Annotated in this window: 24 protein-coding genes and 1 tRNA gene; 15 read left to right on the plus strand and 10 right to left on the minus strand. The window is 62.8% G+C overall.

All coding sequences use genetic code 11. The features are described from left to right. Nucleotides 1-172: 172 nt before the first annotated feature. Genes yidC through rpmH form a run of 3 tightly spaced genes read right to left on the minus strand, consistent with a single transcriptional unit; the run spans nucleotide 173 to nucleotide 2,503 of the window. Complete coding sequence (gene yidC / locus NKI21_RS03485) at nucleotides 173-1,984, minus strand: membrane protein insertase YidC (RefSeq protein WP_352440595.1); 1,812 nt, start codon at nucleotides 1,982-1,984, stop codon at nucleotides 173-175. 14 nt (nucleotides 1,985-1,998) lie between these two features. Beyond that, nucleotides 1,999-2,352 carry a ribonuclease P protein component gene (rnpA, locus tag NKI21_RS03490; protein WP_013528505.1) on the minus strand — a complete coding sequence of 118 codons (354 nt, stop codon included), beginning with the start codon at nucleotides 2,350-2,352 and terminating at the stop codon, nucleotides 1,999-2,001. Nucleotides 2,353-2,368: 16 nt separating this feature from the next. Beyond that, the gene (gene rpmH, locus NKI21_RS03495) at nucleotides 2,369-2,503 is read right to left on the minus strand and encodes a 50S ribosomal protein L34 (RefSeq protein ID WP_008833937.1); all 135 of its coding nucleotides are present in this window, start codon (nucleotides 2,501-2,503) and stop codon (nucleotides 2,369-2,371) included. Nucleotides 2,504-2,781: 278 nt separating this feature from the next. On the opposite strand from rpmH, the gene NKI21_RS03500 reads away from it, so the two are divergent. Together NKI21_RS03500 and NKI21_RS03505 are read left to right on the plus strand one after the other, a co-directional pair. Continuing rightward, nucleotides 2,782-4,284: an ATP-binding protein gene (locus NKI21_RS03500; RefSeq protein WP_352440594.1), complete on the plus strand. Its 1,503-nt coding sequence runs from the start codon at nucleotides 2,782-2,784 to the stop codon at nucleotides 4,282-4,284. Nucleotides 4,285-4,561: 277 nt separating this feature from the next. Next, nucleotides 4,562-4,638, plus strand: a tRNA-Arg gene (locus tag NKI21_RS03505). Nucleotides 4,639-4,785: 147 nt separating this feature from the next. Here NKI21_RS03505 and NKI21_RS03510 read toward each other — a convergent pair. After that, nucleotides 4,786-5,466 carry a response regulator transcription factor gene (locus NKI21_RS03510; protein WP_352440593.1) on the minus strand — a complete coding sequence of 227 codons (681 nt, stop codon included), beginning with the start codon at nucleotides 5,464-5,466 and terminating at the stop codon, nucleotides 4,786-4,788. Beyond that, nucleotides 5,444-7,048, minus strand: coding sequence for a sensor histidine kinase (locus tag NKI21_RS03515; protein ID WP_352864525.1), 1,605 nt, complete (start codon nucleotides 7,046-7,048; stop codon nucleotides 5,444-5,446). Before NKI21_RS03515 ends, NKI21_RS03510 begins: the two co-directional genes overlap by 23 nt. A gap of 113 nt (nucleotides 7,049-7,161) precedes the next feature. On the opposite strand from NKI21_RS03515, the gene NKI21_RS03520 reads away from it, so the two are divergent. Both NKI21_RS03520 and NKI21_RS03525 read left to right on the plus strand, forming a co-directional pair. Beyond that, complete coding sequence (locus NKI21_RS03520; RefSeq protein WP_352628986.1) at nucleotides 7,162-8,688, plus strand: SLC13 family permease; 1,527 nt, start codon at nucleotides 7,162-7,164, stop codon at nucleotides 8,686-8,688. A 1-nt stretch (nucleotide 8,689) separates the two neighbouring features. Further along, the gene (locus NKI21_RS03525) at nucleotides 8,690-9,880 is read left to right on the plus strand and encodes a glycerate kinase family protein (RefSeq protein WP_352440615.1); all 1,191 of its coding nucleotides are present in this window, start codon (nucleotides 8,690-8,692) and stop codon (nucleotides 9,878-9,880) included. Between the two features lie 171 nt (nucleotides 9,881-10,051). Here the strand turns inward: NKI21_RS03525 and NKI21_RS03530 are convergent, their stop codons facing one another. Then, a complete protein-coding gene (locus NKI21_RS03530; protein ID WP_352774303.1) occupies nucleotides 10,052-10,873 on the minus strand; it encodes an alpha/beta fold hydrolase in 822 nt (273 codons plus the stop codon). 168 nt (nucleotides 10,874-11,041) lie between these two features. Here NKI21_RS03530 and NKI21_RS03535 point away from each other — a divergent pair, with 168 nt between their 5' ends. Next, nucleotides 11,042-11,806 (plus strand): SDR family NAD(P)-dependent oxidoreductase, encoded by a 765-nt coding sequence (locus NKI21_RS03535; RefSeq protein ID WP_352774305.1) that lies wholly within the window; start codon nucleotides 11,042-11,044, stop codon nucleotides 11,804-11,806. 62 nt (nucleotides 11,807-11,868) lie between these two features. Here the strand turns inward: NKI21_RS03535 and NKI21_RS03540 are convergent, their stop codons facing one another. Next, nucleotides 11,869-12,570: a GntR family transcriptional regulator gene (locus NKI21_RS03540; RefSeq protein WP_352440618.1), complete on the minus strand. Its 702-nt coding sequence runs from the start codon at nucleotides 12,568-12,570 to the stop codon at nucleotides 11,869-11,871. Nucleotides 12,571-12,809: 239 nt separating this feature from the next. Between NKI21_RS03540 and NKI21_RS03545 the strand changes: the two genes are divergently transcribed. The 10 genes from NKI21_RS03545 (at nucleotide 12,810) to NKI21_RS03590 (ending at nucleotide 22,934) form a co-directional block, all read left to right on the plus strand. Next, a complete protein-coding gene (locus tag NKI21_RS03545; protein ID WP_352774307.1) occupies nucleotides 12,810-13,850 on the plus strand; it encodes an ABC transporter substrate-binding protein in 1,041 nt (346 codons plus the stop codon). A 79-nt stretch (nucleotides 13,851-13,929) separates the two neighbouring features. Further along, complete coding sequence (locus NKI21_RS03550) at nucleotides 13,930-15,012, plus strand: ABC transporter ATP-binding protein (RefSeq protein WP_352440620.1); 1,083 nt, start codon at nucleotides 13,930-13,932, stop codon at nucleotides 15,010-15,012. Further along, on the plus strand, nucleotides 15,012-15,938 hold the full coding sequence (locus NKI21_RS03555) for an ABC transporter permease (RefSeq protein ID WP_352440621.1): 927 nt from the start codon (nucleotides 15,012-15,014) through the stop codon (nucleotides 15,936-15,938). Before NKI21_RS03550 ends, NKI21_RS03555 begins: the two co-directional genes overlap by 1 nt. Further along, a complete protein-coding gene (locus NKI21_RS03560; protein WP_352774309.1) occupies nucleotides 15,935-16,735 on the plus strand; it encodes an ABC transporter permease in 801 nt (266 codons plus the stop codon). The genes NKI21_RS03555 and NKI21_RS03560 overlap by 4 nt, the downstream gene beginning before the upstream one ends. 81 nt (nucleotides 16,736-16,816) lie before the next feature. Further along, complete coding sequence (ggt, locus tag NKI21_RS03565; RefSeq protein ID WP_352864531.1) at nucleotides 16,817-18,403, plus strand: gamma-glutamyltransferase; 1,587 nt, start codon at nucleotides 16,817-16,819, stop codon at nucleotides 18,401-18,403. A 90-nt stretch (nucleotides 18,404-18,493) separates the two neighbouring features. Then, nucleotides 18,494-20,020: an acyl--CoA ligase gene (locus NKI21_RS03570; RefSeq protein WP_352440623.1), complete on the plus strand. Its 1,527-nt coding sequence runs from the start codon at nucleotides 18,494-18,496 to the stop codon at nucleotides 20,018-20,020. A 2-nt stretch (nucleotides 20,021-20,022) separates the two neighbouring features. Continuing rightward, the gene (locus NKI21_RS03575) at nucleotides 20,023-21,003 is read left to right on the plus strand and encodes a 2-dehydropantoate 2-reductase (protein ID WP_352440624.1); all 981 of its coding nucleotides are present in this window, start codon (nucleotides 20,023-20,025) and stop codon (nucleotides 21,001-21,003) included. A 94-nt stretch (nucleotides 21,004-21,097) separates the two neighbouring features. Further along, on the plus strand, nucleotides 21,098-21,481 hold the full coding sequence (gloA2, locus tag NKI21_RS03580; protein ID WP_352440625.1) for an SMU1112c/YaeR family gloxylase I-like metalloprotein: 384 nt from the start codon (nucleotides 21,098-21,100) through the stop codon (nucleotides 21,479-21,481). A 104-nt stretch (nucleotides 21,482-21,585) separates the two neighbouring features. Next, the gene (locus NKI21_RS03585; protein WP_023810809.1) at nucleotides 21,586-21,816 is read left to right on the plus strand and encodes a hypothetical protein; all 231 of its coding nucleotides are present in this window, start codon (nucleotides 21,586-21,588) and stop codon (nucleotides 21,814-21,816) included. Between the two features lie 131 nt (nucleotides 21,817-21,947). Continuing rightward, on the plus strand, nucleotides 21,948-22,934 hold the full coding sequence (locus tag NKI21_RS03590; RefSeq protein ID WP_128304152.1) for a methyltransferase: 987 nt from the start codon (nucleotides 21,948-21,950) through the stop codon (nucleotides 22,932-22,934). A gap of 1 nt (nucleotide 22,935) precedes the next feature. Here the strand turns inward: NKI21_RS03590 and NKI21_RS03595 are convergent, their stop codons facing one another. The 3 genes from NKI21_RS03595 to NKI21_RS03605 all read right to left on the minus strand — a co-directional run bounded on the left by NKI21_RS03595 (nucleotide 22,936) and on the right by NKI21_RS03605 (nucleotide 26,029). Further along, on the minus strand, nucleotides 22,936-23,994 hold the full coding sequence (locus NKI21_RS03595; protein WP_128304151.1) for an aminopeptidase: 1,059 nt from the start codon (nucleotides 23,992-23,994) through the stop codon (nucleotides 22,936-22,938). Nucleotides 23,995-24,168: 174 nt separating this feature from the next. Beyond that, entirely contained in the window at nucleotides 24,169-25,140 is a 972-nt protein-coding gene (locus NKI21_RS03600; protein WP_023810812.1) for a branched-chain amino acid ABC transporter permease, read from the minus strand. A 1-nt stretch (nucleotide 25,141) separates the two neighbouring features. Next, nucleotides 25,142-26,029: a branched-chain amino acid ABC transporter permease gene (locus NKI21_RS03605; protein WP_023810813.1), complete on the minus strand. Its 888-nt coding sequence runs from the start codon at nucleotides 26,027-26,029 to the stop codon at nucleotides 25,142-25,144. Nucleotides 26,030-26,035 lie beyond the last annotated feature (6 nt).

Raw genomic sequence — 26,035 nt, forward strand, 5'->3', positions numbered from 1 at the left:
TCTTCCTCCGGGTGAGGGCTGATCGGAATTGATAGCCTTTGGAAACGCACAGGCAGTCACGCCCCCGGCGAGGCGCAAGTTTCGCCGATCACGGGAACGTGATCCCGGAGTTGCTTAAACGGAAAAAGCCCCGCGCGAGCGGGGCTTTGAGGCTGGAGAAAGCGCTGCGCTTCTATTCGGCCGGCGATGGTTTCTTTCGGAACAGCGCGACCAGATTGTCCCACAGCTCGATCTTGGCGCCCTGGCGCTTCATGATGATGCCCTGCTGGAGGATCGACAGCGTGTTGTTCCAGGCCCAGTAGATGACCAGGCCGGCCGGGAAACCCGCCATCATGAAGGTGAAGATGACAGGCATCCAGGTGAAGATCGCCGCCTGCGTCGGGTCCGGCGGCGTCGGGTTCATGCGCATCTGCAGGAACATGGTGACGCCCATGATCAGCGGCCAGACGCCGATCATCAGCATGTGCGGCAGGGTGACCGGGATCAGGCCGAACAGGTTGAACAGCGACGTCGGGTCGGGTGCGGCCAGATCCTGGATCCAGCCGAAGAACGGCGCGTGCCGCATCTCGATGGTGATGTAGAGCACCTTGTAGAGCGAGAAGAAGACCGGGATCTGCAGCGCCACCGGCCAGCAGCCGGCAAGCGGGTTGATCTTCTCGGTCTTGTACAGCTCCATCATCGCCTGCTGCTGCTTCATCTTATCGTCCGCGTATTTCTCGCGGATCTCGAGCATTTTCGGCTGCACCTTCTTCATGTTCGCCATCGACGCGTAGGACTTGTTGGCGAGCGGATAGAAGATGGCCTTGACGATGACGGTGGTGGCGAGGATGGCCAGGCCGAAATTGCCGAAGAATTTGTAGAGCGTGTCGATCAGCCAGAACATCGGCTTGGTGATGAAGTGGAACCAGCCCCAGTCGATCAGGAGATCGAACCGCTTGATATGACGGTCTTCCGCATAGGCGTTGATCTTGCCGACTTCCTTGGCGCCGGCGAAGATTTCGCTCTCCACCGTCGCCGACTGGCCGGCATCGACGGTGATCGGGTCGGTGAGGAAGTCGGACTGGTAGCGATGGCGGCCGTCCTCGAAATAGGCGTAGCGCGGCTGGAACGGCTGCTTCTCCGTCGGCACCAGCGTCACCGCCCAGTATTTGTCGGTGATGCCGAGCCACCCGTCGGTCGACTTGCCCGGCGTGAACTGCTTGTCCTTCTCGATGGACGCGTATTTGTGCTCCTGCAGGCCTTCGGTGCCGGTGAAGCCGATCAGGCCCTCATGCAGCACATAGGTGCTGGCAACGAGCGGCTTGTCGAAGCGGGTGACGCGGCCGTAATTGGACAGCGAGACAGCGGCCGTGCCCGCATTCTGCACCGTATCGGACACCGTGAACATGTAGTTGGTGTCGACGGAAAAGGTGCGCTTGAAGGTCAGGCCCTTGTCGTTCGAATAGGTCAGCGTGACCGGGGTCGTCGGCGTCAGCGTCGCATTGCCGTCGACGGCCCACACAGTCTCGGGACCAGGCACCGCGCCGGTCTTGTCGTTGCCGACGAAGCCGATCTCGGCATAGTAGCCATTGGGCAGTGCCGCCGGGTTGAGCAGGCTGATCTCGGGCGAGTTCTTGTCGACCGTCTCAGTGTAGTGCTTGAGCTTGAGGTCGTCGAGACGGGCGCCGGTCAGGTTGATTGAACCCTCGAGGCTCGGCGTGTCGATCCTGGCGCGGGTGGTCGTGGCGAGTGCCTGTTCGCGGCCGGCCGGCGTGACGGCGTCTGTTCCCGGTGCGTTGGGAATGGCGCCAGGGGCGACGGGCGTTCCGGTGTCGGTACCGGGATTTGTGCCGGCGGCCTTCTTCTGCTCCTCGACGCGCTGCTGTTCGACGCGGGCTGCCTCGCGCTGCGCTTCGCTGCGCGGCAACACGTAAAAATATTGCCATACCGCCAGGATCAGCACCGACAGCGCGATGGTGATGAAGAAGTTCCGGTTGTTTTCCATCGAAAGCCCTTGGCCTATCGTGTTCCGCGCAGTCGGCGGGAGAGTTCGGCCTTCAACTGGCCGAACGGAGTGGTAAGCACGTCTTCGCGCCCGACGATGACATAGTCATTGCCAGGCGCCATGTCACTTGCAGCATGCGTGCGGACGGCTTCTCGCAGCCGCCGCCGGACACGGTTGCGGACAACCGCATTGCCGACCTTCTTGGTGACGGTGTAGCCGACGCGCGGCGACAGGCCGTCGCCGCGGTCGAGAACCTCAACGAGAAAAAGCCGCCCGCGTCGCTTTTCACCACGACGGACGGCCAGGAATTCCGCGCGCTTCAGAAGCCGCTTGGGATTTGGTCCCACTGGCTTGCCGGATGCGGGCAACGATCTCGTCTTCCGTTCAGGCGCTGAGCCGCTTGCGACCGCGGTTGCGGCGAGCTGCGACGACGCCGCGACCACCCTTGGTGGCCATGCGGGCACGGAAGCCGTGCCGACGTTTGCGGACGAGTTTAGACGGTTGGTAGGTACGCTTCATTTGTTTTAATACCGCGGGGTGCGGCCCTTCTTGATTCTGTCACTGTGTAACAGGAGCTTTGCCGGGCCGGCTTTGGCGCGATCGAAACCGCGCCGGGACGAATGGCCCGAGCGTGTGCGGGCTTATAGAAAGAAGGCTTTTGGAAGTCAATCCGGAGTCGTCGGGCGCAATCCGGCTCCGTTCAGGCCGGTTTATGTTTGCGACCAAGGATGAAATTGGCAAGAAAGCCGTAATCGCCTAATCTGCGTTGATCAAGTGATCGTGAAGACATTAGCCGCATGAGCGAAACCATACAGGCACAGGAAGGGATCGGCACGGCGGGGTCCACCGAGGCCCCAGCCACCGTGCGCACGGTTCCGCTGTCGCGCGGCCTGTCGACCAAGCTGCTGCTGCTGACCATCGTCTTCGTGCTGTTGGCCGAAGTGCTGATCTTCCTGCCCTGGATCGCCAGCTACCGGCTGAACTGGCTGAAGGAGCGGCTGAGCACGGCGGCGGCGGTGTCGATCGTGCTGGTGCAAGGCGAATCCACCTCGCTGTCGCGCACGGCCCAGAACGACGTGCTGATGGCGATCGGCGCCAAGGCGATCGCGGTGCGCGACGGCGGCGTCTCGCGGCTGCTGGTGGTGGCCGAAATGCCGCCGAAGGTCGACGAACACATCGATATCGCTTCGATCGGCATGATCAAGGGCATGACCGGCGCGCTCGACACGCTGTTTTTCGGCGGCGACCGGATGCTGCGCGTCTTCGGCCCGGTCGGCGAGTCCGACAAGGAGTTCGAGCTGATCATGCCGGACAACAGCCTGCGCAATGCGATGCTGCGCTATTCGCGCAACGTCGCCTTCGTCTCGCTGCTGATCTCGCTGTTCACCGCCATGCTGGTCTACGCCGCCATCGACCTGATCATGATCGGGCCGATCCGGACCATGACGCGCTCGATGCTGTCCTTCTCCGAAGCGCCCGACGATCCCGGACGGATCATCCATCCGGCTGCCCGCGCCGACGAGATCGGCGTTGCCGAGCGCGAGCTGTCGCAGATGCAGGAGCGGCTGCAAAAAATGCTCTCCGAGCAGAAGCATCTTGCCGACCTCGGCCTCGCGGTCTCCAAGATCAACCATGACATGCGCAACATCCTGGCCTCGGCGCAGCTGATGTCGGACCGCCTGCGCCAGGTCAAGGATCCGACCGTGCAGGCCTTCGCGCCGAAACTGCTGCGCGCACTCGACCGCGCCGTGTCTTATTCCGAAGGCGTGCTTCACTACGGCCGCACGCAGGAGCCGCCGCCCGCGCGGCGCCGGCTCCGGCTCCGGCAGCTGGTCGAGGACGTGCAAGGCTTGCTCGACATCGAGCAAGGCATCGAGTTCGTCAATTCGGTCGAGCCGACCTTCGAGGTCGATGCCGATTCCGACCAGTTGTTCAGGGTGCTGACCAATCTGTGCCGGAATTCCGTGCAGGCGATGGCGGCCGACAGCGAAAACGCCCTGGTGCGCCGCCTGGCGGTGTCGGCCGTGCGCCTGGGCAGCGTCAGCCGCATTGCCGTCAGCGACACCGGCCCCGGCCTGCCGCCGAAGGCGCGGGAAAACCTGTTCGCGGCGTTCCGCGGCTCGGCCCGCAGCGGCGGCACCGGCCTTGGCCTGGCGATCGCGCATGAATTGATCCGCGCCCATGGCGGCACGGTGGAGCTGGTCGAGAGCATCGGCGGACGCACCACATTCGCGGTCACCATTCCCGACCAGCCGGTCCGGCTCGACCAGGCCCGCAACGGCCTGCGCCGCCCGGCATGATGTTTCGGGCGCGTTTTGCTCCGATGCTCGTGCCTCCGGGTCCGGCGCTCCTTTTCTCAGGGATCGGCGCTCTTCCCTTCAAGGATTGAGTTCGGGCTCAACTCCGGAGCCATTTCAAGCGCCGGGATCCGGGCCGTCATCGCCAACAAAGGCACTTGTGACAAAACTTTTGCCGGATCGACTTGCTTTTCGGAAATTCAGTCGCTAGGGAACACGTCTCGTCGCGACCGGTCGTTTACGATCGGATTGCGGGGTCATGGAAAGCATGGCCTGTTGCGCGCCCGTAGCTCAGCTGGATAGAGCACCAGACTACGAATCTGGGGGTCAGGAGTTCGAATCTCTTCGGGCGCGCCATTCCATCCAATTGAAATCTTTGGCATTTTGCCTCAGCCGGCTGCGGCACTGGCTTAATTCCGAAATTCAGCCGATTTGGATGAACGATTCCTTTGAAACATGTCGCAGCCAGCAGACAAGTTGGTCGCCAGGAATTTGGCTCCGCTTCTATGCCTTCCGCTCAACCAGCATGTAGCCGACCCCGCGGACAGTCTGAATGCCGGCTGACGCACTTGGTCCCAGCTTGGCCCGGAGATAGCGAATGTACACCTCCACGATCTTAGTCCCGGGTTCGGAGCTGTATGACCAGACATTGTTGAGGATGCGCTGGCGGCTAACCACTTTTCCCGCATTAAGCATCAGGAAGTGCAGAAGGTCGAATTCACGTCGGGTGAGGCGGATTTCCCGGTCGCCATCCGTTAGACGGCGAGCGCTCGTGTCGAGGTTGAGGCCGCCGATTCGAAGCGACTGCTCCTCCCCTGTTCCCGGACGGCGTCGGCGCAGGGCATCAATCCTGGCCACCAGTTCATCAAAGGCAAACGGTTTGGTCAGGTAATCGTCGGCACCCCCCTTGAGCCCATCCACGCGATCCTGGATTGTCTCTTTGGCCGTCAGCATCAGGATGAGAACCGGCCACTGCTCTGATCGAACGATCCGGCACAGTTCAAGACCATCCAGGTAGGGGAGCAGGCGGTCCAGGATCACCAGATCGAACGGATCCGTGCGAATGGCGGCCAATCCCTCTCGACCGTCCTCCGCGACACTCACGTGAAAGCCTTCTGCCTCCAGCCCTCGGCGGAGGAAATCGGAAACACGCCGGTCGTCTTCAACGATCAGGATTCGAATCATCGGTGTGTTGTACCAGCGGGAGTTTAATTCTGAGGAGGGTTCCCGAAGGCTCAATCCGTTCAAGGCCGATCGTGCCGTCATGCCTGTCTATGATCTTCTTGGCGATCGCAAGGCCAACACCGAGCCCATCGGCAACAGATCTCTCGCCAGCATGTCCGCGATAATAGCGGTCAAACACGAACGGAAGATCACTGGCACCGATGCCTGAACCGCTATCGCGGACGACAATCTCAAGCGCGCCGTCGCGCCCGGTCATCTCAACCGAGATCGTCTGGTGTGGTTTTGAATACTTTATGGCGTTGTCGAAGCCGATCAGCAGCGCCTGCTTGAGGCGCTGGGCGTCCCCTCGAATGAGGCTATGGTCTGCGTTAAGTGAGAGATCAACGGATATTTGCTTGGGGGTAGCGAGTACGGACGCTTCCTGAACGGCCGCCTTCACAACCTCGCCGACATCGATGATTTGCGACGAGAAGCTCATATCTTCCGCTTCAGAGCGGGCGACGGCGAGAAGGTCCTCCAGGTTGCGAGCCATATCCTCGGCGTAGTTGCGGATTCGGTTCAAGGCCTCCCCGTAAGGTCGAACACGCGGTTGGCCGCGAAGGGCAACATCCGCCTCTCCACGGAGAATCGTCAGCGGCGTGCGTAGCTCATGGCTTGCCTCCGCAAAAAATTGGATTCGCCGGCTGTTGAGAGCCCTGAGTTGTTTATTCGCTTCACGAAGCTCGCGCGTGCGCAGCTGAACTTCAGCCTCCAGCCGACCCTGGACCGAAATCAGAGCGGCACGTTCGATCTCAAGTGCCTCGGCCATGCTGTTGAAACTTCGCGACAAGGAAGCGAACTCGTCGCGCCCGGCTGCGGGGATGCGATGGTGAAGCTTACCCGCGGCGATGGCTTTGGCACTTTCATTCAGCTCACGCACAGGTGCGGCGATCGACCGCCGCAGAACGAGGCCGAAGCCCAGGCTGCCCAGCATGAGCAAGGTGGAGGAGCCGCCGGTCATGAGCAGCAGATGCCATTGCGCACCACGAACCCGTTCGAGTTCCGCTCCAACTTCGCTGCGCTCCTCGTGCAAGGCAGCCTCGATCATTCCTTCGAAATCGCTCTCCAGTCGATGCTCTACATCATTTCGGAAGCTTTCCACGATGCCTGCCGGCTCGCCTCTTGATCGCTGGCTGAACAGCCGTTGGGCAGCTCGATCGATAGCTTCAAACAGCGCCTTGATGCGGCCGACGAACTCGAGTTCGCCCTCCTCCTGGCTTCTGTCGCTCCAAAAGCCGAGCGCACCAAGTTCCTCGCGCGTTGCGCCTTCCAACTTATGGAATCCAAAATACAATTCTCTTCGTGCCGCCTCGAAATCCGGCATCTGCTCAGGCCCGAGCAGCAGGACCTCGGCCACTTGCTCGGTGTAGTTGTTGGCCTGGCCATTGAGTTCCGCAAGAGCCTCAAGCCGTCCGTGGACGCTGTCTACGCGGCGGACGAATTCTTCCGTCAGGTGCAGTGTGGCGAGTGCCAATCCGGAAATCAGCCCGACGAGGGCGAGGATGAGAATTTGAAAAAGGAGGATGCGACCTCGAACAGTCATGCGGGTGATCCCTGCTGGCGATCGACTAGCGTCTCTCACCAAATTCTAACCGGAGCTCTCCCGCCCGTCTAACCAGAAGCCCCTAAATTCGAACGCTGGGACGTGCGACGACCGTGCGCCTGTCCGATCGCCGGAGCGGCGACAAGCTCGAAGAGGTTCGGTTGGTACAAGTAGAGTTCCAGGCTGAGATCGGCTCCCTTGTCGGGAAAAAGATGACGGCGGTCTGGCCGGTGTGGCGCGCCGCGCTGATCGGAATCGGTGCATGTCTCGTCGTTGTCAGTATCGAATTCGGCCTCCCCGCTCTCCCATCGGACGCTCGGCGAGCGCTCGAGATCCTGCTTGTCGCGATCATAGGCTGGACCTTGACGCCGTTCGACGACACCTTCGTTGCTATCGTCGCCGGACTGGCAATGGCGCTGCTCGTCAATCGTGATCCCGGGGCGCTGTTTCACGCGCTTGGGGATGAGTTGATCTGGCTGTTGCTCGCCTCTTTCATCCTTGCGGCCGCCGTCAAGGCAAGTGGGATCGCGGATCGCATCCTCGGCCTCGTGACAGGGCGCATGCGGTCGGTTCGCGCGGTCGCGTATGCTTTGGCGGCGGTCATGGTCGCCACAGCCTTCATTATTCCGTCAACGTCGGGTCGGGCAGCCTTAATGATCCCGGCTTATCAAGCGGTTGCGGGGCGCTGTGGAAATGCTCGGTTGCGAAGGGCATTCGCGCTGTTGTTTCCCACTGCTATTCTCCTCTCGGCCTTTGCGTCGCCCGTGGGGGCCGGTGCCCATCTCCTGGCGATCGAAATGGTCGACCGCCTCTCAGGGGTGAAGGTGAGCTACCTGGAATGGATCGCCCTCGGTCTGCCGTTTGCGGCCGTGAGCACCTTTGTTTCAGTTGAGTGTCTTCTCCGGCTTTTCCTGTCACCCGCAGAACGGCGGGCAGCGCTTTTGCTGCCGACGGTAAGCAATGATGGGGTCGGGTTGGCACGGCAGCCGATACTCTGGATCGCCGCGGGCGTTGTCATCGCGTGGCTGACCGAATCTTTGCACGGGCTCAATGCCACCGTCATCGCACTCAGCGGCGCTCTCGCCGCATCGCTTCCGGGGCTCGGCGCGGTGAGGTTTGACGATGCCATTAGGAGTACCGAGTGGAAGCTGCTCCTGTTCCTTGCGGCGACCATCTGCCTGGCAGACGGCCTGGTGGCGTCGGGTCTTCATCAATGGTTGATCGAGACGACGGTGAACCCACTGCGGGTCGTCGGCTTGGGGCCGCTGGCCCTCCTCTCGTTGCTCGCTTTGCTGGGCCTTTTCAGCCATCTCCTTATTCACAGTCGCACGGCGCGCGTATCGGTGCTGCTGCCTCCGGTTCTGATGATTGCGTCGACAGCGCGGCTCGACCCCCTCCTTGCGATGCTTGTGCTCGTCTCAGCGACCGGCTTTTGCCAAACGCTCATGATCTGCGCGAAGCCGGTCGCGCTTTTCGGGGGACTCGACGACGAAGGCTACGGCCCGAGGGACTTGGCCCTCCTGAGCGCCGTCCTGCTGCCGGTGCAATTCCTTTTGATCGTCGTGTTCGCGGTGGGCGCGTGGCCAATGATCCAAGGTCTGCTCATCACGCTCGGTCTGCAAGTTTCCGGAGGGTCATAGCATGTCGAAAAAGAAAGAGCCGAAGAAGAGAAAACGGCTTCGAGTGCTGGTCGCACCGTCTGGTTTTAAGGAGAGCCTCGGCGTTCGTGATGTTATCGATGCATTGGCGCGCGGCGTCCGCAATGCGGTTCCGACAGCAAAAGTGTTTAGCCTTCCGATGGTGGATGGAGGCGAGGATTTTACGCGTACGCTTGTTGAGCTGTCCCATGGTGAGTTGCATTCCGTCACCGTCACGGGGCCAGTCGGGCAACCTGTGGAGGCGACCGTCGGTTTTCTCGGCCGAGGAAAGAAGCGGACGGCTGTTCTGGAGATTGCGGCGGCTGCCGGGCTGCGGCTCGTTCCCACGGACATGCGCGACCCGACCCGTACTACAAGTTATGGGGTGGGGGAGTTGATTCATGTGGCACTCGATCTTGGCGCCGAAAGGATTCTGATCGGCTGCGGTGACTCGGGCGTCAACGATGCGGGAATGGGGATGGCCCAAGCTCTAGGCGTGCGCTTGCTCGATGGGGACGGCCACTCTATTTCGGGGAGCGGCTCGGCGCTTTCGTCACTCGCTCGCGTCGATCTTTCCGATCGTGACCGCCGCCTTTCGAATGTTCGTATCGACGTCGCCGTGAACCCCTACAATATGCTGCTCGGCGAGAGAGGCGTCGCTCGGGTATTTGGTCCGCAAAAGGGTGCAACGCCTGACCAGGTGGCGTTGCTCGATCAGGGCATGGAAAATCTCGCTCATATCGTCCGCCGCGACCTCGGCATCGACGTAGCGCCGCTTGTCGGCGGAGGAGCTTCCGGTGGACTTGGCGCCGGGCTTCACGCCTTTGTTGGAGCGCGGCTGCAGCCACGCTTTGATCTTATCCGGCGGTATATTGATCTTGATCGCCGACTGGCAGATGCCGACATGGTCATGACGGCCGAGGGCGGTCTGGACGGACAGACTGGCTTTGGCAAGGTGCCGGCGGAGATTGCACGGCGCGCGAAACGTTACAATCTGCCTGTGATTGCCTTGGCCGGCACGGTCGGACTGGGCGCCGAGGCGACCCACGAAATTGGCATCGATGCGTTCTTTAGCATTCTTCGCCGGCCATGTTCCCTCGAAGACGCGATCCGTGACGCCGACATGCTGCTGGCGAACGCGGCCGAACAGGCGATGCGGCTGATGTGGGCCGCGCGCGCTTTTAAGTTCAGATAATGGGTCTTGTCTCGCCCAAGGCCGCGAGGCGTGCGGCTTCGGCCCGAAATTTCCTGGGCCATGTGAAGGCTCACATCAACAGCGGTTTACGTCGTCGCATTGCTTCCGCGACTTGCCCGGACCTACGCAAGTATACGGCTCAGGGCGAGCCCGCATCGACGAACTCCCGTATCAGCTCTGCAGCCCTGGACCCCTGCGTCTCCAGAAGGGATGGCCCGCGTCGAAGATGTGAGCCTCCATCCGAGGAAGGTCGATGAGCCAGGACTGAACCTCCGCAATGTCGAAAAAGACATCGTGGCGACCCCAAAGAAGCATGGCTCGAGGTTGATGCTTCGCCAGATAGTCAGCCACCTCCCCAAACCGGTCGACATATCGGCCGTAGTCGGCCAGCAGCGCCTTCTGCAGATCAAGCCGTCCCGGTAGACACATGACCCGCCAGTCCTCAATCCAACGCTCTGCATCGATCCGCGCCGCGATCTCGGGTGGCAGGCCGGCGACGTACTGGTCGCGGGTTCCCTCAAGGGTCAAATGGGCGGTGGCGGCCTCCTCGTTGCCGGCATTCGGCGCAGCCCAGAAGTCCAATGTGGCTGCCCACTGCGGACCAAAGCCGGAGCGGTGGGCATTGGCATTCTGAATGATGAGGCCTTCGACAAGTTCCGGAGCGCGCATGGCGAGCTGAAAAGCCACCGGAGCGCCGAAATCATGCAAATAGAGTAACCTGCGGCCCACGTTGAGACTCGCAAGCAGCTCTTCAATCGCGTTGGCCAGCATGTCGAACGATGGCTCGGATGGGAGATCGGATGCGCCGAAGCCCGGAAGGTCAGGCGCAACGACATAGACGGTGCCGGAGAGCCTGGCGGTCACGTCGCTGAACATCCGAGAGGAATTGGGGAAGCCGTGCAACAGGACTAGCGCGGGCTTGGAAACATCGCCGGCCGTCCGGACGGCCACCTCGCCGCCAGAGGACAAGGATATTTTCTGGATCTCCGGCACGTCCTTTCCTCCACGCCCACGCGATCGCCAAGCTGCACGCTTCGTTCGGTTCGACTTTCGGATTTTCAGAGAACTCAAAGCGGCGTGGAATGTTGCAAAGCCAAATCCTCGCGGGCTGTTGCCCAAAGCGCGTGGTAAGACCGGGAGCGGAAACCAGCGGAGCCTGATTTGACCATCTCCTCTACCAACACCAAGCGCGCACTTATCACCGGGGCCGGTGCGGCCGACGGGATCGGCTTTGCCATTGCCCGGCAGCTCGGCCGTGCCGGCCATGCGGTCTTCCTCACGGGAGCCAGTACGCGCGTGCTCGATCGCGCCGCCGAGCTTTGCCGCGAAGGCATCGATGCCAAAGCCGTGGTCGCCGATCTCACCATCGCTGCCGATGTCGCGCGGCTGCGGGCCGATGTCGGGGCGGTCGGTATCCTGGTCAACAATGCCGGCATGGGCTCGCTGGCATCGCCATCGGTCGACAAGGCGTTTCTCACCATGACCGAGGCCGACTGGGACCAGGGGATCGACGTCAGCCTGAAGACCGCATTCCTCGTCACGAAGGCCTTTCTGCCGGCGATGGTCGAAGCGGGCTACGGGCGCATCGTCAATGTGGCGTCCGTCACCGGACCGCTGGTATCCTTCGAAGGCACATCAGCCTATTCCGCCGCCAAGGCCGGCATGGTCGGCCTGACGCGCACGCTGGCGCTGGAAGTGGCGAAAAGCGGCGTAACAGTCAATGCCGTGGCGCCCGGCTGGATCGAAACGGGTTCGTCGAGCGAGATGGAGCGGCAAGCCGCCCTGCACACGCCGCCGGCGCGGGCCGGGCGGCCGGATGAGGTGGCCGCAGCGGTGGTGTTCCTGGCCTCGGAAGGTGCCAGCTATGTCAATGGCGCCCTGCTGGTGGTCGACGGCGGCAACCGCCTTCAGGAGCGCAAGGGCTAAGCTCAAAGGCGCTTGTCGTCAGGGTCGGTCGGCGGGCAGGCCTCGCCCAAGTTCCTCACCCCTCAAGACGCCTTGGCCAGAAAGTTCCGATAATCCGACTTGGCCTGCAGCAGGCGCAGCACATTGTCGCGCGAGCCCCGCACATGGGCGCGCGCCAGCGTGCCGGCTCTGGCGGCGTCGCCGGCGCAGATGGCATCGACGATTTCGGCATGCTCGTCGCGGGCGATCTTCCATTCGTCCAGCCACAAAAGTTCGGTCCAGACATAGTGCTGGCACTTGTCGAGGATGCCGCACAGCATGCCGTGCAGCATCACATTGCCGCTGATTTCGGCGATGACGCGGTGCAGGTCAATGCCGACCTCAAGCTCCTGGAATTTTTCCCTGTTGGTGCGCTCCGGAATGGCGGCCAGCCGCTCGCATTCGGCCAGCATGGCGCGCAGCCGTGCCTTGTCCTGGTCCGTCGCCGCCGCTGCCGCCAGTTCCGTCGCGTGGCCGTCGAGCAGCTCGCGGATCTCGAATGCCTCGCGGAACATGTTGATGTCGAACTCGGTGACGACATAGCCCTGGCGCGGCCGGCCGGTGACCAGCCCGTCGCGCTCGAGACGGTTGAAGGCCTCGCGCACCGGGGTGCGGCTGACAGTCAGCTTCGCCGCGATGTCGTTTTCGGTGACGCGCGAGCCCGGCGGAATCTGGCCGGTCACGATCATCGCCTTGAGCGCGGAGTAGACCGAGTCACGCAACGTATTTTTGGTTTTCTTGGCCAAGCTTCCCTTCCCACTTCTCCGGCCTTTCAGCCGGAACACGCATAGCTGTAGCCGCAGTCGGCATAATTTGCCACGCCCCCGGCGACGCCGTTCCTCGCCACCTTGTCCGGCTCGAAACCCGTGAATTCGATCGAGCCGGCGGTGTTGACAACATCGATCGCTAGGCTACACTCAAAATTGTATACAAAATAGCATGCCAAATCGAAAACAATGGGAACACCGGTTGGAGAGCCGAAAAAATGAACAGGACCAGAAGCGTTAGTATCGTTGCGATTGCGGGCCTCATGGCTTCGCTCGCGGCCCCCGCCATAGCGGGCGACACCATCACCGTCGCCTCATGGGGCGGCACCTACCAGGAGGCGCAGACCAAGGCGTTTTTCAAGCCTACCGCCGACGCGCTCGGCATCACCATCAAGGAAGACACCACCAACGGCCTCGACGACGTCCGGCTGCAGGTGACCGGCAATGCGGTGAAGTGGGACATCACCGAACTTGGCGCCGACGAATGTGCGCGCGGCTCGAAGGAAGGGCTGTTCGAGAAGCTCGACTACGGCATCATCGACAAGAGCGGCATCAACCCGAAGCTTGTCCACGACGACTGGGTCGGCATTTCCTACACATCCGTCGTGCTGATCTACCGGACCGATGTGTTCGGCGACAAAGGCCCGCAGACCTGGGCCGACTTCTGGAACGTGGAAAAGTTTCCGGGACGGCGCGCGCTGAGCGGCAGCCAGGCGACCGAAACGCTGAGCGTCGCGGCACTGGCCGAAGGCATTCCGATCGACAAGGTCTATCCGGTCGATATCGACGGCGCGTTGAAATCCGTCGACAAGATCCGTGGCCATATCGACGCCTGGTGGACCTCCGGCGCGCAGGCCATGCAGTTGGTGAAGGACGGCGAAGTCGACATGGCGAGCATCTGGAACGGCCGTGCCGGCACCTTAAAGAAGGAAGGCGCGCCGGTCAGCTTCTCCTTCGACCAGGGCGTGCTGACCGCCGACTGCATGGTCATCCCCAAGGGCTCCAAGAACAAGGAAGCCGCGATGAAGGCGCTGGCGATGTTCGTCAGCCCGCAATTGCAGGCCAATCTGCCGCTCTATGTCGACAATGGCCCGGTCAACGAGAAGGCTTTCGAGACCGGCAAGATCCCGCAGGACAGGATCAAGGACATTAATTCGGCGCCCGAGAACGTCAAGAAGCAGGTGTTGCAGGATGCAGAATTCTGGCGCGACAATTTGGTCGAGGCGACGGAAAAATTCAACAATCTGATCCAGCAATAGGCTGCGGCCGCAATCCAAACCACGGCAGGGCGACGCCTCGCCCTGCTTTCGCCGCCTCAGCCCCTGGGAGAGAAAAATCTTGTCCATTGCGCCATCCGCGTTGCCGATCGGCATGCGCGGGATCGAGAAACGATTTGGCAGCGTGCCTGTGCTGCGCGACCTCAACCTCGACGTCGAGGCTGGTGAATTCCTGACGCTGCTGGGGCCTTCCGGTTCCGGCAAGACGACGCTTCTGATGATCCTGGCCGGTTTCGTGCGGGCCAATGCCGGCTCGATCAGGGTCGGCGGCGACGAGATCATCACCACGCCGCCGCACAAGCGCAACATCGGCATGGTGTTTCAGAACTACGCGCTGTTTCCGCATATGAACGTCTTTCACAACATCGCCTTTCCGCTGAAGCAGCGCGGCGTTGCCGCCGCCGAGACGGCCGAGCGTGTCGAAAAGGCGCTCGATCTGGTGAAATTGCAGGGGCTGGGCGAGCGCCGGGTCGACCAGCTCTCCGGCGGCCAGCGCCAGCGCGTGGCGCTGGCGCGCGCCATCGTCTTCGAACCGCGCATCGTTTTGATGGACGAGCCCCTGTCGGCGCTCGACAAGGGCTTGCGCGAGCACATGCAGATCGAGCTGCGCAGCCTGCACCGGCGGCTTGGCATGACCACGGTCTATGTCACGCACGACCAGCGTGAAGCCATCACCATGTCGGACCGCATCGCGGTGATGAACGCCGGGCGCATCGAACAGCTCGACAAGCCCGAAACCCTCTACGCCACGCCGCGGACGCAATTTGTAGCCGGCTTCATCGGCGAATCGAATTTCATTCCGGTCGAGTGCCGCAACGGCTCCGTCTGGTACGAGGAGCGAAGAATCCATACGGCGGCGGCGACGCCGGCGGCAGGCCAGTACCTGATGGTGGTGCGGCCGGAAAAGCTGCGGCTGCTCACCGATGCCGAACCGGCAAGCGGCGTCAACGTGCTCAACGCGACGCTCAGCGACATCATCTACCAGGGCGACAGCTTCGTCTGCTATGCCGTGCTGCGCGACGGCCGGCAGCTGACTTTGCGCGACTATTGCCGCAGCGATGTGCTGGCGAAAATGCCCGCACCCGGCCATCCAGTCTCATTCGGTCTCGATGCGCAGGACACGATCCTGGTGGCGGCAGACTGATGAGCGCGCAGACCGCCCTCATGCAGGAGAAAGCCGGCCGCTCGGGCCCGGATCTGAACACGCAGGCGCTGCATATGGACGCTCGGCGCGAGTCGTTGCGGTTGCTGGCGCTGCTGTCGCCGAGCCTGTTGCTGGTCTTCGCCATCATCATCGTGCCCATCGGCTGGCTGTTCTGGCTGTCGCTGTTCGACGAAGCCGGCGCCTTCAGTCCCGCCAATTATGCGCGCTTCTTCGAACAGGCCTCCTACATCAAGACCTTTATCACCACCTTCAAGGTCGCCTTCATCGTCACCGGCGCCTGCGTGCTGCTCGGCTATCCCTTAGCCTACATGCTGTCGCAACTGCCGCGCCGGGCGGCGTCGATCTGCCTGATCTTCGTCATCCTGCCGTTCTGGACATCGGTTCTGGTGCGCACCTATGCCTGGCTGGTGATCCTGCAGCGCAAGGGCCTGATCAACAGCTGGCTGATCGATCTCGGTGTCATCAGCCAGCCGCTATCGCTCGCCAACAATTTTTCCGGCGTCGTCATCGGCATGACGCATATCCTGCTGCCGTTCCTGGTGCTGCCGCTCTACGCCTCGATGAAGACCATCGACATCGACTGCCTGCGCGCCGGCATGAATCTCGGCGCCGGCCCGGCCGCCACCTTCCGGCAGATCTTCTTTCCGCTGTCGCTGCCCGGCCTCGCCTCGGGCGTGGTCATCGTCTTCGTGCTGTGCCTGGGCTTCTTCGTCACGCCTGCGCTCATGGGCGGCGGCAAGGTCATCATGTGGGCGATGCGCATGGAACAGACCACCAGCCTCTATTCCAACTGGGGTGCGGGTGCAGCACTGGGCGTGGTGCTGCTGGTGGTCACGCTGGCGCTTCTCGGCCTGTTCCAGTGGCTGCTCGGCGCGCGCGCCACAGGTGTGTGGAGTTCGCGATGAGCGAGGATGTCGGCCTGCCGATCTCGCATCGGCAACGGCTGTGGCTCTATTGCCTCGGCGGCCTCGTGCTTCTGTTCCTGATCGCGCCGTCGATCATCATCGTCATCATGTCGTTTTCGGATTCGACGCTGCTGCAATTCCCGCCGCAGCAATGGTCGCTGCGCTGGTACCAGACCTATTTCGGCTCACTGGAATGGCGCGACGCTACGATCGTCTCGGTCAAGGTGGCTGTTATGACAGTGCTCGTCGCGACACCGCTCGGCACCGCTGCAGCCTATGCCATCAACAGGGGCACGCTGCGCCTCAACGGCACCATCAACGCGCTGCTGACGGCGTCGCTGATCGTTCCGGTGATCCTGATCGGCATCGGCACCTTCTTCCTCTATGCGCGCATCGGGCTCAACAACACGCTGACCGGGCTGGTCATCGCGCATACGGTGCAGGCCTTGCCGCTGGTGGTGCTGACGGTGCTGTCGGGCTTGCGCTCCTACGACATGAACCAGGAGCGCGTGGCGCGCAGCCTTGGCGCCGGCCGCGTCGCCGCCTTCTGGCAGGTGACGATGCCGCAGATCCGCTTCTCGATCGTCTCGGGCGCGCTGTTTGCCTTCATCACCTCCTTCGACGAAGTGGTGGTTTCGCTGTTCATATCGGGCGGCGAGACCACGACATTGACACGCCGCATGTTCAACGCGCTGCGCGACCAGATCGACCCGACGATCGCTGCCATCTCGACCTGCCTGATCGTTCTCTCGGTCGTGCTGTTGTCGGTTGCGCAGATCTTCGGCCGGCGGCATTGATTTCACCAGACCAATTCGCAGAAGTGACCAACTTGCAGACGTGACCAACTTGCAGACGTGACCAGGGGATATCCAGACAGAATGCGTGATTTCCAGTTTCCCGGCCGCTCGCCGGTTCGTGCCACCGAGGCGGTTGCCGCGACCTCGCATCCGCTTGCAACCCTTGCGGCCATCGACATTCTGCGCTCCGGCGGCAATGCCATGGATGCCGCCGTCTGCGCCGCCGCCGTGCAGGGCGTCGTCGAGCCGCAATCGACGGGCATCGGCGGCGATTGCTTCGTGCTCTATAGCCCGGCGGGACAGGGCAATGTGCTGGCCTTCAATGGTTCGGGTCGGGCGCCAGCCAAAGCGACGGTCGACTGGTACCGCGAAAAAGGCTTCGATCGCATCCCGCTGCAGGGTCCGCATGCGGTCACCGTGCCGGGCGCTGTCGACGCCTGGGGCCGCCTGCTCGAAGACCATGGCCGCAAGGGCCTTGCCGAGGTGCTGGCGCCGGCCATCCACTATGCCGAGAACGGCTATGTCGTGCACGACCGCGTCGCCTTCGACTGGGCCGAACCGGAAACCGACCTGTCGGCCGACGAGCATGCCGCGCGCATCTTCCTGCCCGGCGGCAAGGCGCCGAAGGCGGGTGACATCCACAGGCAGCCGGAACTAGCGGCGACGTTGCGCATCATCGCCAAACACGGCCGAGCCGGTTTCTATGAAGGCGCTGTCGCCGACGATATGGTTAGTCGGCTTAACGAATTGGGCGGACTTCATTCGGCCGAGGATTTCGCCTCGACCCGAGGCGATTATGTGACGCCGGTCAGCACCTCTTATGGCGGCCACGAGATCCACCAGATGCCGCCCAACAATCAGGGGCTGACGGCGCTTTTGATGCTGAATTTGCTGTCGGGCTTCAAGCTTGGCGGACTTGACCCCAATGGCGCCGAGCGCCTGCATCTGGAGATCGAGGCCGGGCGCCTGGCCTATCGCGACCGCGACCGCTATCTCGGCGACCAGGATCATGTCCCGGTGCCGGTCAAACAGCTCCTGTCCGGCGCCTATGCCGACCGGCTGCGCGCCGAGATCGACCGCGACCGCGCCATGACGCATCTGCCGCGCGTGGAGCTGCCCGGCAGCGACACGGTCTACATCTCCATCGTCGACCGCGACCGCAACGCGGTTTCCTTCATCAACTCGACCTATTATTCGTTCGGCAGCGGCGTCGTCGGCCCGAAGACCGGTGTCGTGCTGCAGAACCGCGGTTCGAGCTTCCGCCTCGACCCGGCACATCCGAACGCGATCGCGCCCGGCAAGCGGCCGATGCACACGATCATGCCGGGCATGGCGACGAAGAACGGCCGCGTCGTGATGCCGTTCGGCGTCATGGGCGGCGGCTACCAGCCGTTCGGCCATGTCCATCTGCTGACCAACATGATCGACTTCGGCATGGACCCGCAGCAGGCGCTGGATGCGCCCAGGGTGTTTTACAATGACGACACCGTGGAGGCCGAGCGTGGCGTTCCCAGCGAGGCGATCGAGGGCCTGCGCCGGCGCGGCCACCGCATCGCCGAACCGCATCACCCGCTGGGCGGCGGGCAGGTGGTGCTGATCGACTGGGAGAAGGGGACGCTGACCGGCGCTTCCGATCCGCGCAAGGATGGTTTGGCGCTTGGCTACTGACGCAATCCGTTGTCCAATGGCGTATCCATATCGAGGCAAGCCCGTCAGCGGGGCTGCCGCCAATAGCCGTTCGAAATCCAGCCGGTGATCATGACCCAAACTGAAACCCACGCAGATCTCTCCCGCCGTCTCGCAGCGGGGGCGGACGATGCACCTGCCATCCTGGCGCCCGACAGGGCGACGCTCAGCCATGGCGGATTGCGCAGCCTGATCGCCGACACGGCAAAACAGCTGCATGCGCGCGGCATCGGCCGGGGCGACAGGGTGGCGATCGTGCTGCCGAACGGGCCCGAGATGGCCACCGCCTTTATCGCCGTGGCGGCCGCCGCCTCGACGGCACCGCTCAATCCAGCCTACCGGGCCGACGAGCTCGATTTCTACCTCACCGACATCGGCGCCAAGGCGATCCTTGTCGCCGAGGGCGAGACCGGCCCTGCGGTGACGGTGGCCGAACGCCTCGGCATCGGCGTGCTGCGGCTTGTCGTGCAGCCCGCCACACCCGCCGGCAGTTTTGCGATCGAGGGCGCGGCGATCGGGCCCCCGGCATCACCCGACATGGCGCAAGACGGCGACATCGCGCTTTTGCTGCACACCTCCGGCACGACGTCGCGGCCAAAACTGGTGCCGCTCAGCCATGCCAACATCGCAGCCTCGGCTGCCCATATCGGCGGCACGCTTGGCCTGACGGCCGATGACCGCTGCCTCAACATCATGCCGCTGTTCCACATTCACGGCCTGATCGCGGCCGTGCTGTCGTCACTGGCTGCCGGTGGCAGCATCTATTGCACGCCGGGCTTCAACGCGCTGCGCTTCTTCCAGTGGCTGGGCGAGGCACGACCGAGTTGGTACACGGCGGTGCCGACCATGCATCAGGCGATCCTGCCTCGCGCGGCACGCAATGCCGAGGTGCTGGCGGCAACGCGCCTGCGCTTCATCCGTTCGTCCTCGGCGTCGCTGCCGGCGCAAGTGATGGCTGAACTGGAAGCGACCTTCGGCTGTCCGGTGATCGAATCCTACGGAATGACCGAGGCCGCGCACCAGATGGCGTCGAACCGGCTGCCGCCGGGCCAGCGCAAGCCGGGCAGCGTCGGGGCCTCCGCCGGTCCGGACGTGGCTGTCATGGCGCCCGACGGGCGACTGCTCAAGGCCGGCGAGACCGGCGAGATCGTCATTCGCGGGCCCAATGTGACTGTTGGCTACGAGAAGAACCCGGATGCCAACGCCACCGCCTTCGCGCATGGCTGGTTCCACACCGGCGACCAGGGCGTGCTGGACGAAGACGGCTATCTCAGGGTCACCGGACGGCTCAAGGAGATCATCAACCGCGGCGGCGAAAAAATCTCGCCGCTCGAGGTCGACGATGTGCTGATGGACCATCCGGCGGTGGCGCAGGTCGTCACCTTCGCCATGCCGCATGACAAGCTTGGCGAGGAGGTGGCCGCGGCGGTTGTGCTGCGCGAAGGCATCAGTGCCACCGAGGGCGACATTCGCACCTATGCCGCGACGCGGCTTGCCGACTTCAAGGTGCCGCGCAAGATCCTGATCCTGGACGAGATCCCCAAGGGCGCGACCGGCAAATTGCAGCGCATCGGCCTCGCTGCCAAACTGGGGCTTTGACGATGAAGATCACCATCTTCGGCGCCGGTGCGATCGGCGGCTATCTCGCTGCCAAGCTTGCCATGACTGGGCGGACCGATCTTTCGATCGTCGCGCGCGGGGCGCATCTGGAAGCGATCAAGGCAAATGGCCTGCGCCTGATCGAGGACGGCCAGGAGACGTCCGTCCCCGTCCGGGCCGCCGCGAAAGCCGAGGAACTTGGCGTCCAGGATTATGTGGTTCTGGCGCTAAAAGCCCATTCCCTCACCTCGGCCCTTGACCAGATCGCACCGCTACTCGGGCAAGACACCGCCGTCGTCACCATGCAGAACGGCGTGCCGTGGTGGTACTTCCACGGCGTTGGCGGGCCGCGCGAAGGCACCAGGCTGAACGCGGTCGATCCCGGCGGCAAGATCTGGCAGCGGATCGGACCGGACCACGTCATCGGCTCGGTCGTCTATCCGGCCGTCGAGGTCGATGCGCCGGGCCTCATCCGCCATGTCGAGGGCAGACGCTTCTCGCTCGGCGAACCCTCCGGCGAGCGCAGCGAACGGGTTACGCTTCTGGCCGAGGAAATGGTCAAGGCCGGCCTGCAGGTGCCGGTGCGCGACGACATCCGCGGCGAGATATGGGTAAAGCTGTGGGGCAATCTGTCCTTCAACCCGATCTCGGCGCTGACCGGCAGCACGCTTGCCGCAATTGTCGCCGACGAAGGCACCCGCACGCTCGCTCGCACCATGATGCTGGAAGCGCAGGCGATCGGCGAAAGCCTCGGCGTGCGCTTTCCCATAGCGGTCGACCGGCGCATCAAGGGCGCCGGCGATGTCGGCGAACACAAGACCTCGATGCTGCAGGACCTGGAGCGCGGCCGGCCGATGGAGATCGACGCGCTGGTGAGCGCGGTGCAGGAACTTGGCCGGCTAACGGACAAGCCGACCCCGACCATCGATGCCGTGCTGGCGCTGGTGCGGCGGCTGGCGGTGGAACGCGGGTGTTATGGGTGAGGTGGGAAGGACAAGGCAAATCGGAGCCGTGGCGCGCGACGATCCAGGCCTTGAAGCACCTTGGCCTCATATCCCCTTGACTGGAGTTAGCAGCATGCTGAACGCCATTCACCACGTCGCGCTCATCTGCACCGACTATGACCGGTCGCGACGGTTCTACGTCGAACTCCTCGGCCTCGATCTGATCCGGGAGGTCTATCGGGAGGAGCGGCAGTCATGGAAGGCGGATCTGCGGATCGGGTCGGCCCAACTGGAATTGTTCTCCTTCCCTGCACCGGCGATGCGGCCATCCCACCCAGAGGCTACAGGCCTGAGACATCTGGCATTTGCTGTGGCTAATCTTGAGCCCGTAATTATCCGCCTGGAAGCCGCAGGCGTTGCCTTTGAGCCAATCCGGATCGACCCATACACAGACCAACGGTTTACTTTTTTCAGAGATCCGGATGGATTGCCGCTGGAACTTTACGAAGCCTCATAAGGAACGGTTCGCTTTCGCGGCGGGCGCTGTGTACTGACGGTCTCGGTATCGGCGGACCGCGAATCTGTGCTAAGCGCCGCCCAACCAACCAAAGGACGACACCAATGAGCGAACTGACCGTGGCCGAGGCGACCGAGAGCATCTATGCCTCGCTCCGGGCGGACAATGCCGACATCGACGCACATATCGCGACGCTTAAGGCGGCGCTGACGCGGGAGGGGATAAAACAGGCGGTGTTCGATCCGACCAAACTGGCGCAGAACAACCGCTCGGGCCGCAAGTTGATGCAGGCTTATTTTCGGCAGCGCGGCGTGAGCGTGAAGTTCTCAGACTAGAGCCGCGCGCGCTCCCAACCGCACCACTGGGAGTTCTCGGCCGGTCCGTCGCCATCCGGACGTCGGGACTGTAAGTTCTAGTCCATGGGAGTTGTTTCAAGGCCGATCCTGGATCGCGGAGGGGATGTGACATGGTGGATTCTGACCGGATCGACAAGCTGATCGCAGCGGTGCCCCCCGCCTTGGCGCTTCGCGCCGGATTGGACCTTGGCATCTTCACCCGGCTCGGTGAAAGCGCGCTGACTGCTGACAGCCTCGGGGCCACGCTCAAAGTCGAACCCGATCGTCTGTCGCGGCTCCTCTACGCGCTCGCCAGCATCGGCCTCCTTGAAGTCAAGGATGGTGAATTTCGCAACGGAGCCGAAGCGTCGGCCTTCCTCGATGCGTCCAAGCCAAGCTATCGCGGCGGCGATCATGCGCTCCTGCGCGAGCTCTGGGGAGCCGACCTACTAACCGCCGAGTCGCTGCGGCAGAACCGGCCGGCTGCGCTGCACGACTTTTCCGAAGCGGGACCTGAGGCCGCGGCGGCCTTCAGCCGCATGCTCGCACCGGGTGGGGTGATTTTCGGCCGACATCTGGCCCAGGAGATGGACCTCTCGGCGGTCGGTTCGGTGATCGACATCGGCGGGGGTGCCGGGACCATACTGGTCGGGCTTCGCGAGCGGTGGCCGCACATTGCGGCGACGCTGATGGAACTGCCGACGGTCTCAGCGGTCGCGCCAGCCATCCTGTCGGAATACGGTGCCGACGACGTGGTTGTCGAAGAGGGGGACATAACCGTCGCGCCATCGGTCGGTCGGCACGATCTGGCGATCCTGAAGGCCGTCGTCCAGGTGCTTCCGCCGGACCAGGCGCGCAGTTCGATCCTGAACGCGGCGCGTTGCCTTACACATGGCGGCGAGATCGCAATTGCCGGGTGGGGTGTCGTCGATGACGACCGCCTCGGCCCGCCAGAGGGTGTCTTTCTCAATCTCACCTTCCTGAACCTCTATCGCCACGGCGAATCGTACACTGAGGGTCAGTATCGCGCGTGGATGACCGAGGCCGGATTCCGGGATATCTCCAGGTCGCGCCTGACGGACGGCTGCACGTTGTTTCGTGGACGCCTCACGGGCTGACTCAATAACAGCGATCTGCCGCGGCAAGTGCTTCGACGCGGTGAGCTTCGTCCAGTGCGCCAATCCGCCGGACCGATGCATAGAACCTGACATAGTCGCCCGAGCACAAGTCGAACAGGCGCAGAAACGCGGTCACCCGATCGCTATAAACGGACGTCGCGGCGAGCTTCGCGTTGTTGATCGGGGAGGCGAACCAGGCATCGTATCCCCGGTATCGGCCCCAGCGTCTGTCGCGCATGTGCCGGTAGCGCATCCGCAGCCGTTCAATAGCGGCCGTCTTTGCGGCCAGTTTTTGCTCCGAGGTGCCGGCGTTGGAATAGACTTGCGCCAACTCGTCCCGGGTCCGCGACACCAGCGCAAGAAATTCAGCCTTGCGTCTCCGGGCGGCTTCGTAACGGCGCAATGCGGCGGTATCGCCAGTCATGCGCAACCATTTTCTCACGCCGGTTGTTTCGACGGCGACAGCGAACGCCTCGTTGAATGCGGAATCGTCGTGCACGTAGACGCGCTGGTGGGCGAGTTCATGGAAAATCAGCCCTGCAAGATAGGTTTTATCCTCGCCGAACATCGTGCTTAGCAGCGGGTCACTTGACCAGCCGAGCGTGGAATATGCAGTGATGCCCGTCACATAGACGTCCATGCCCTGTTCTTGAAGTTCGACAGCGGTTTCAGTCGCGGACTTCCTGGAGAAATACCCCCGGTAGGGAACACAGCCGAAAACAGGAAAACACCATGTTCGCGGCGTCAGCGAAAATGCCGGCGCGGCGAAGACAGCCCATGTCACCGAGTCCCGACCAATGTCGACATAGCTGCGGTAGCTGTTGTTGTCGGGCAGCGCCAGTTCATCCGTTGCGAACTGTCGTATAGCGCTCGCCGATGCCATTCGGGCGCGCAACGCCTTCGGCGTCGAAGGATCCTCGATCAGTTTTCCGACATCCTGGCGTGCGGTCATGATCTGCAGATGACCCTTCATGGATTGCGCGTAGTAGGAAATGCTGGTGCAGCCGGTCACGCCGGACACCACGGTCATAACCGCAACCAATCGAAAGAATGCACGCATCACGATTTGTCCACAGCAGTGCTCACCCGTTCCGATGGGGTCGCGATTGCCCCAGGTCGCAAGCAGTCGCCTCGATTGATCGAGGTCTATAGTTTTCTGAAGAATCCGGACAGGTGCTCATTGTGGTGACGCATGTCACCACGCGCAAACCGCGTCCCACCAACCTGCAGCTGATCAGTCCTTTCCCGCCCGCCCGAAAATCCGCGCGTAAAATTCGCCGACGATGCCGCGCCGGAAGATCAGCACGCACACCATGAAGATCAGGCCGGTGGCGATGGTCACCGGAAAGCCGGAAGTGGCAAGCGTGTTTTCCAGGCCGATGACAAGGCTGGCGCCGATGATCGGCCCGACCATCGTACCGATGCCGCCGAGAAGCGTCATCAGGATCACCTCGCCCGACATCTGCCAGGTGACGTCGGTGAGCGTGGCGAACTGGAAGACGATCGCCTTGAGCGAGCCGGCCAGCCCGGCCAGCGCCGCCGACATGACGAAGGCGCCGAGCTTGTAGTTGGCGACGGAATAGCCCAGCGAAATGGCGCGATTCTCGTTTTCCCGGATCGAGCGCAGGATCATGCCGAATGGCGAATTGACGATGCGCCAGATGGCGAAGACGCCGATCAGGAACACCGCCAGCACGAAATAATACATGTTCAGCGAGACGTTCAGGTCGAGGACGCCTAGCAGCATGCCGCGCGGTATGCCCTGAATGCCGTCCTCGCCTTGCGTGAACGGCGCTTGCACGCAGAAGAAGAAGAACATCTGCGACAGTGCCAGCGTGATCATGGCGAAATAGATGCCTTGCCGGCGAATGGCGAAGAAGCCCATGACGAGGCCGAGCAAGGCCGCACCCGCCATGCCGAGCAGAATGCCGGCTTCCGGCGGCCAGCCCCAGACCTTGACGGCATGCGCGGTGAAGTAGGCGGCGCCGCCAAAGAAGGTTGCGTGGCCGAATGACAGCAGCCCGGTGTAACCAAGCAGAAGATTGAACCCGCAGGCAAACAGCGCGAAGCACAGCATCTTCATCAGGAAGATCGGATAGACCAGGAAAGGCGCCACCAGCAGCGCCAGGATGCCGAGCCCGACCAGCGTCCATTCAAGCCGTGCCGAGGTTTTGGCCGATGTCTCGCGAAGCGTCAGTTCCGACATGTCAGGCGTCCCTTCCGAACAGGCCGGCCGGCCGGACCAGAAGCACAATCGCCATGATGACGAAGACCACGAGGTTGGAGGCCTCGGGGTAGAAGACCTTGGTCAGGCCTTCGGCAAGGCCAAGCATGTAGCCGGTGACGATGGCGCCAAGGATCGATCCCATGCCGCCGACCACGACGACGGCGAAGACGACGATGATGAGATCCGACCCCATAAGCGGGCTCACCTGATAGATCGGCGCTGCCAGAATCCCGGCAAGCCCGGCCAGCGCGGAGCCGAGGCCGTAGGTCAGGGTCAGCAGCAAGGGCACGTTGACGCCGAAAGCCTGGACGAGGCGGGGATTCTCCGTCGCGGCGCGCAGGTAGGAACCGAGCCTGGTCTTCTCGATCAGCGCCCAGGTTCCGAAGCAGACGATCAGCGAGGCGACGACGACCCAGCCGCGATAGTTGGGCAGGAACATGAAGCCGAGATTGGTGCCTCCCGAAAGCAGCGGCGGCACGGCGTAGGGGTTTCCCGAGACGCCGTAATAGTAGCGGAAGATGCCTTCGAGCACGAGCGCGAGGCCGAAGGTGAAGAGCAGGCCGTAGAGCGGATCGAGATCGTACAGTCTCGACAGCGCAAGGCGCTCGACCACGATGCCGAAGGCACCGACGATCAGCGGCGCAAGGATCAAGGCGGGCCAGTAGCCGATGCCGAGATAGGTGAGAAGCAGATAACCGACGAAGGCGCCGAGCATATATTGGGCGCCATGGGCGAAATTGATGACCCGCAGCAGGCCGAATATGACAGCCAGGCCCAGGCTCAGCATGGCGTAGAACGAGCCGTTGATCAGGCCGACCAGCAACTGGCCGAGGAAAGCCTGAACGGGGATGCCGAAGATCATCGTCATGGCGCC

This window comes from Mesorhizobium sp. M0715, assembly GCF_040320355.1.
In the GTDB taxonomy this organism is placed as follows: domain Bacteria; phylum Pseudomonadota; class Alphaproteobacteria; order Rhizobiales; family Rhizobiaceae; genus Mesorhizobium.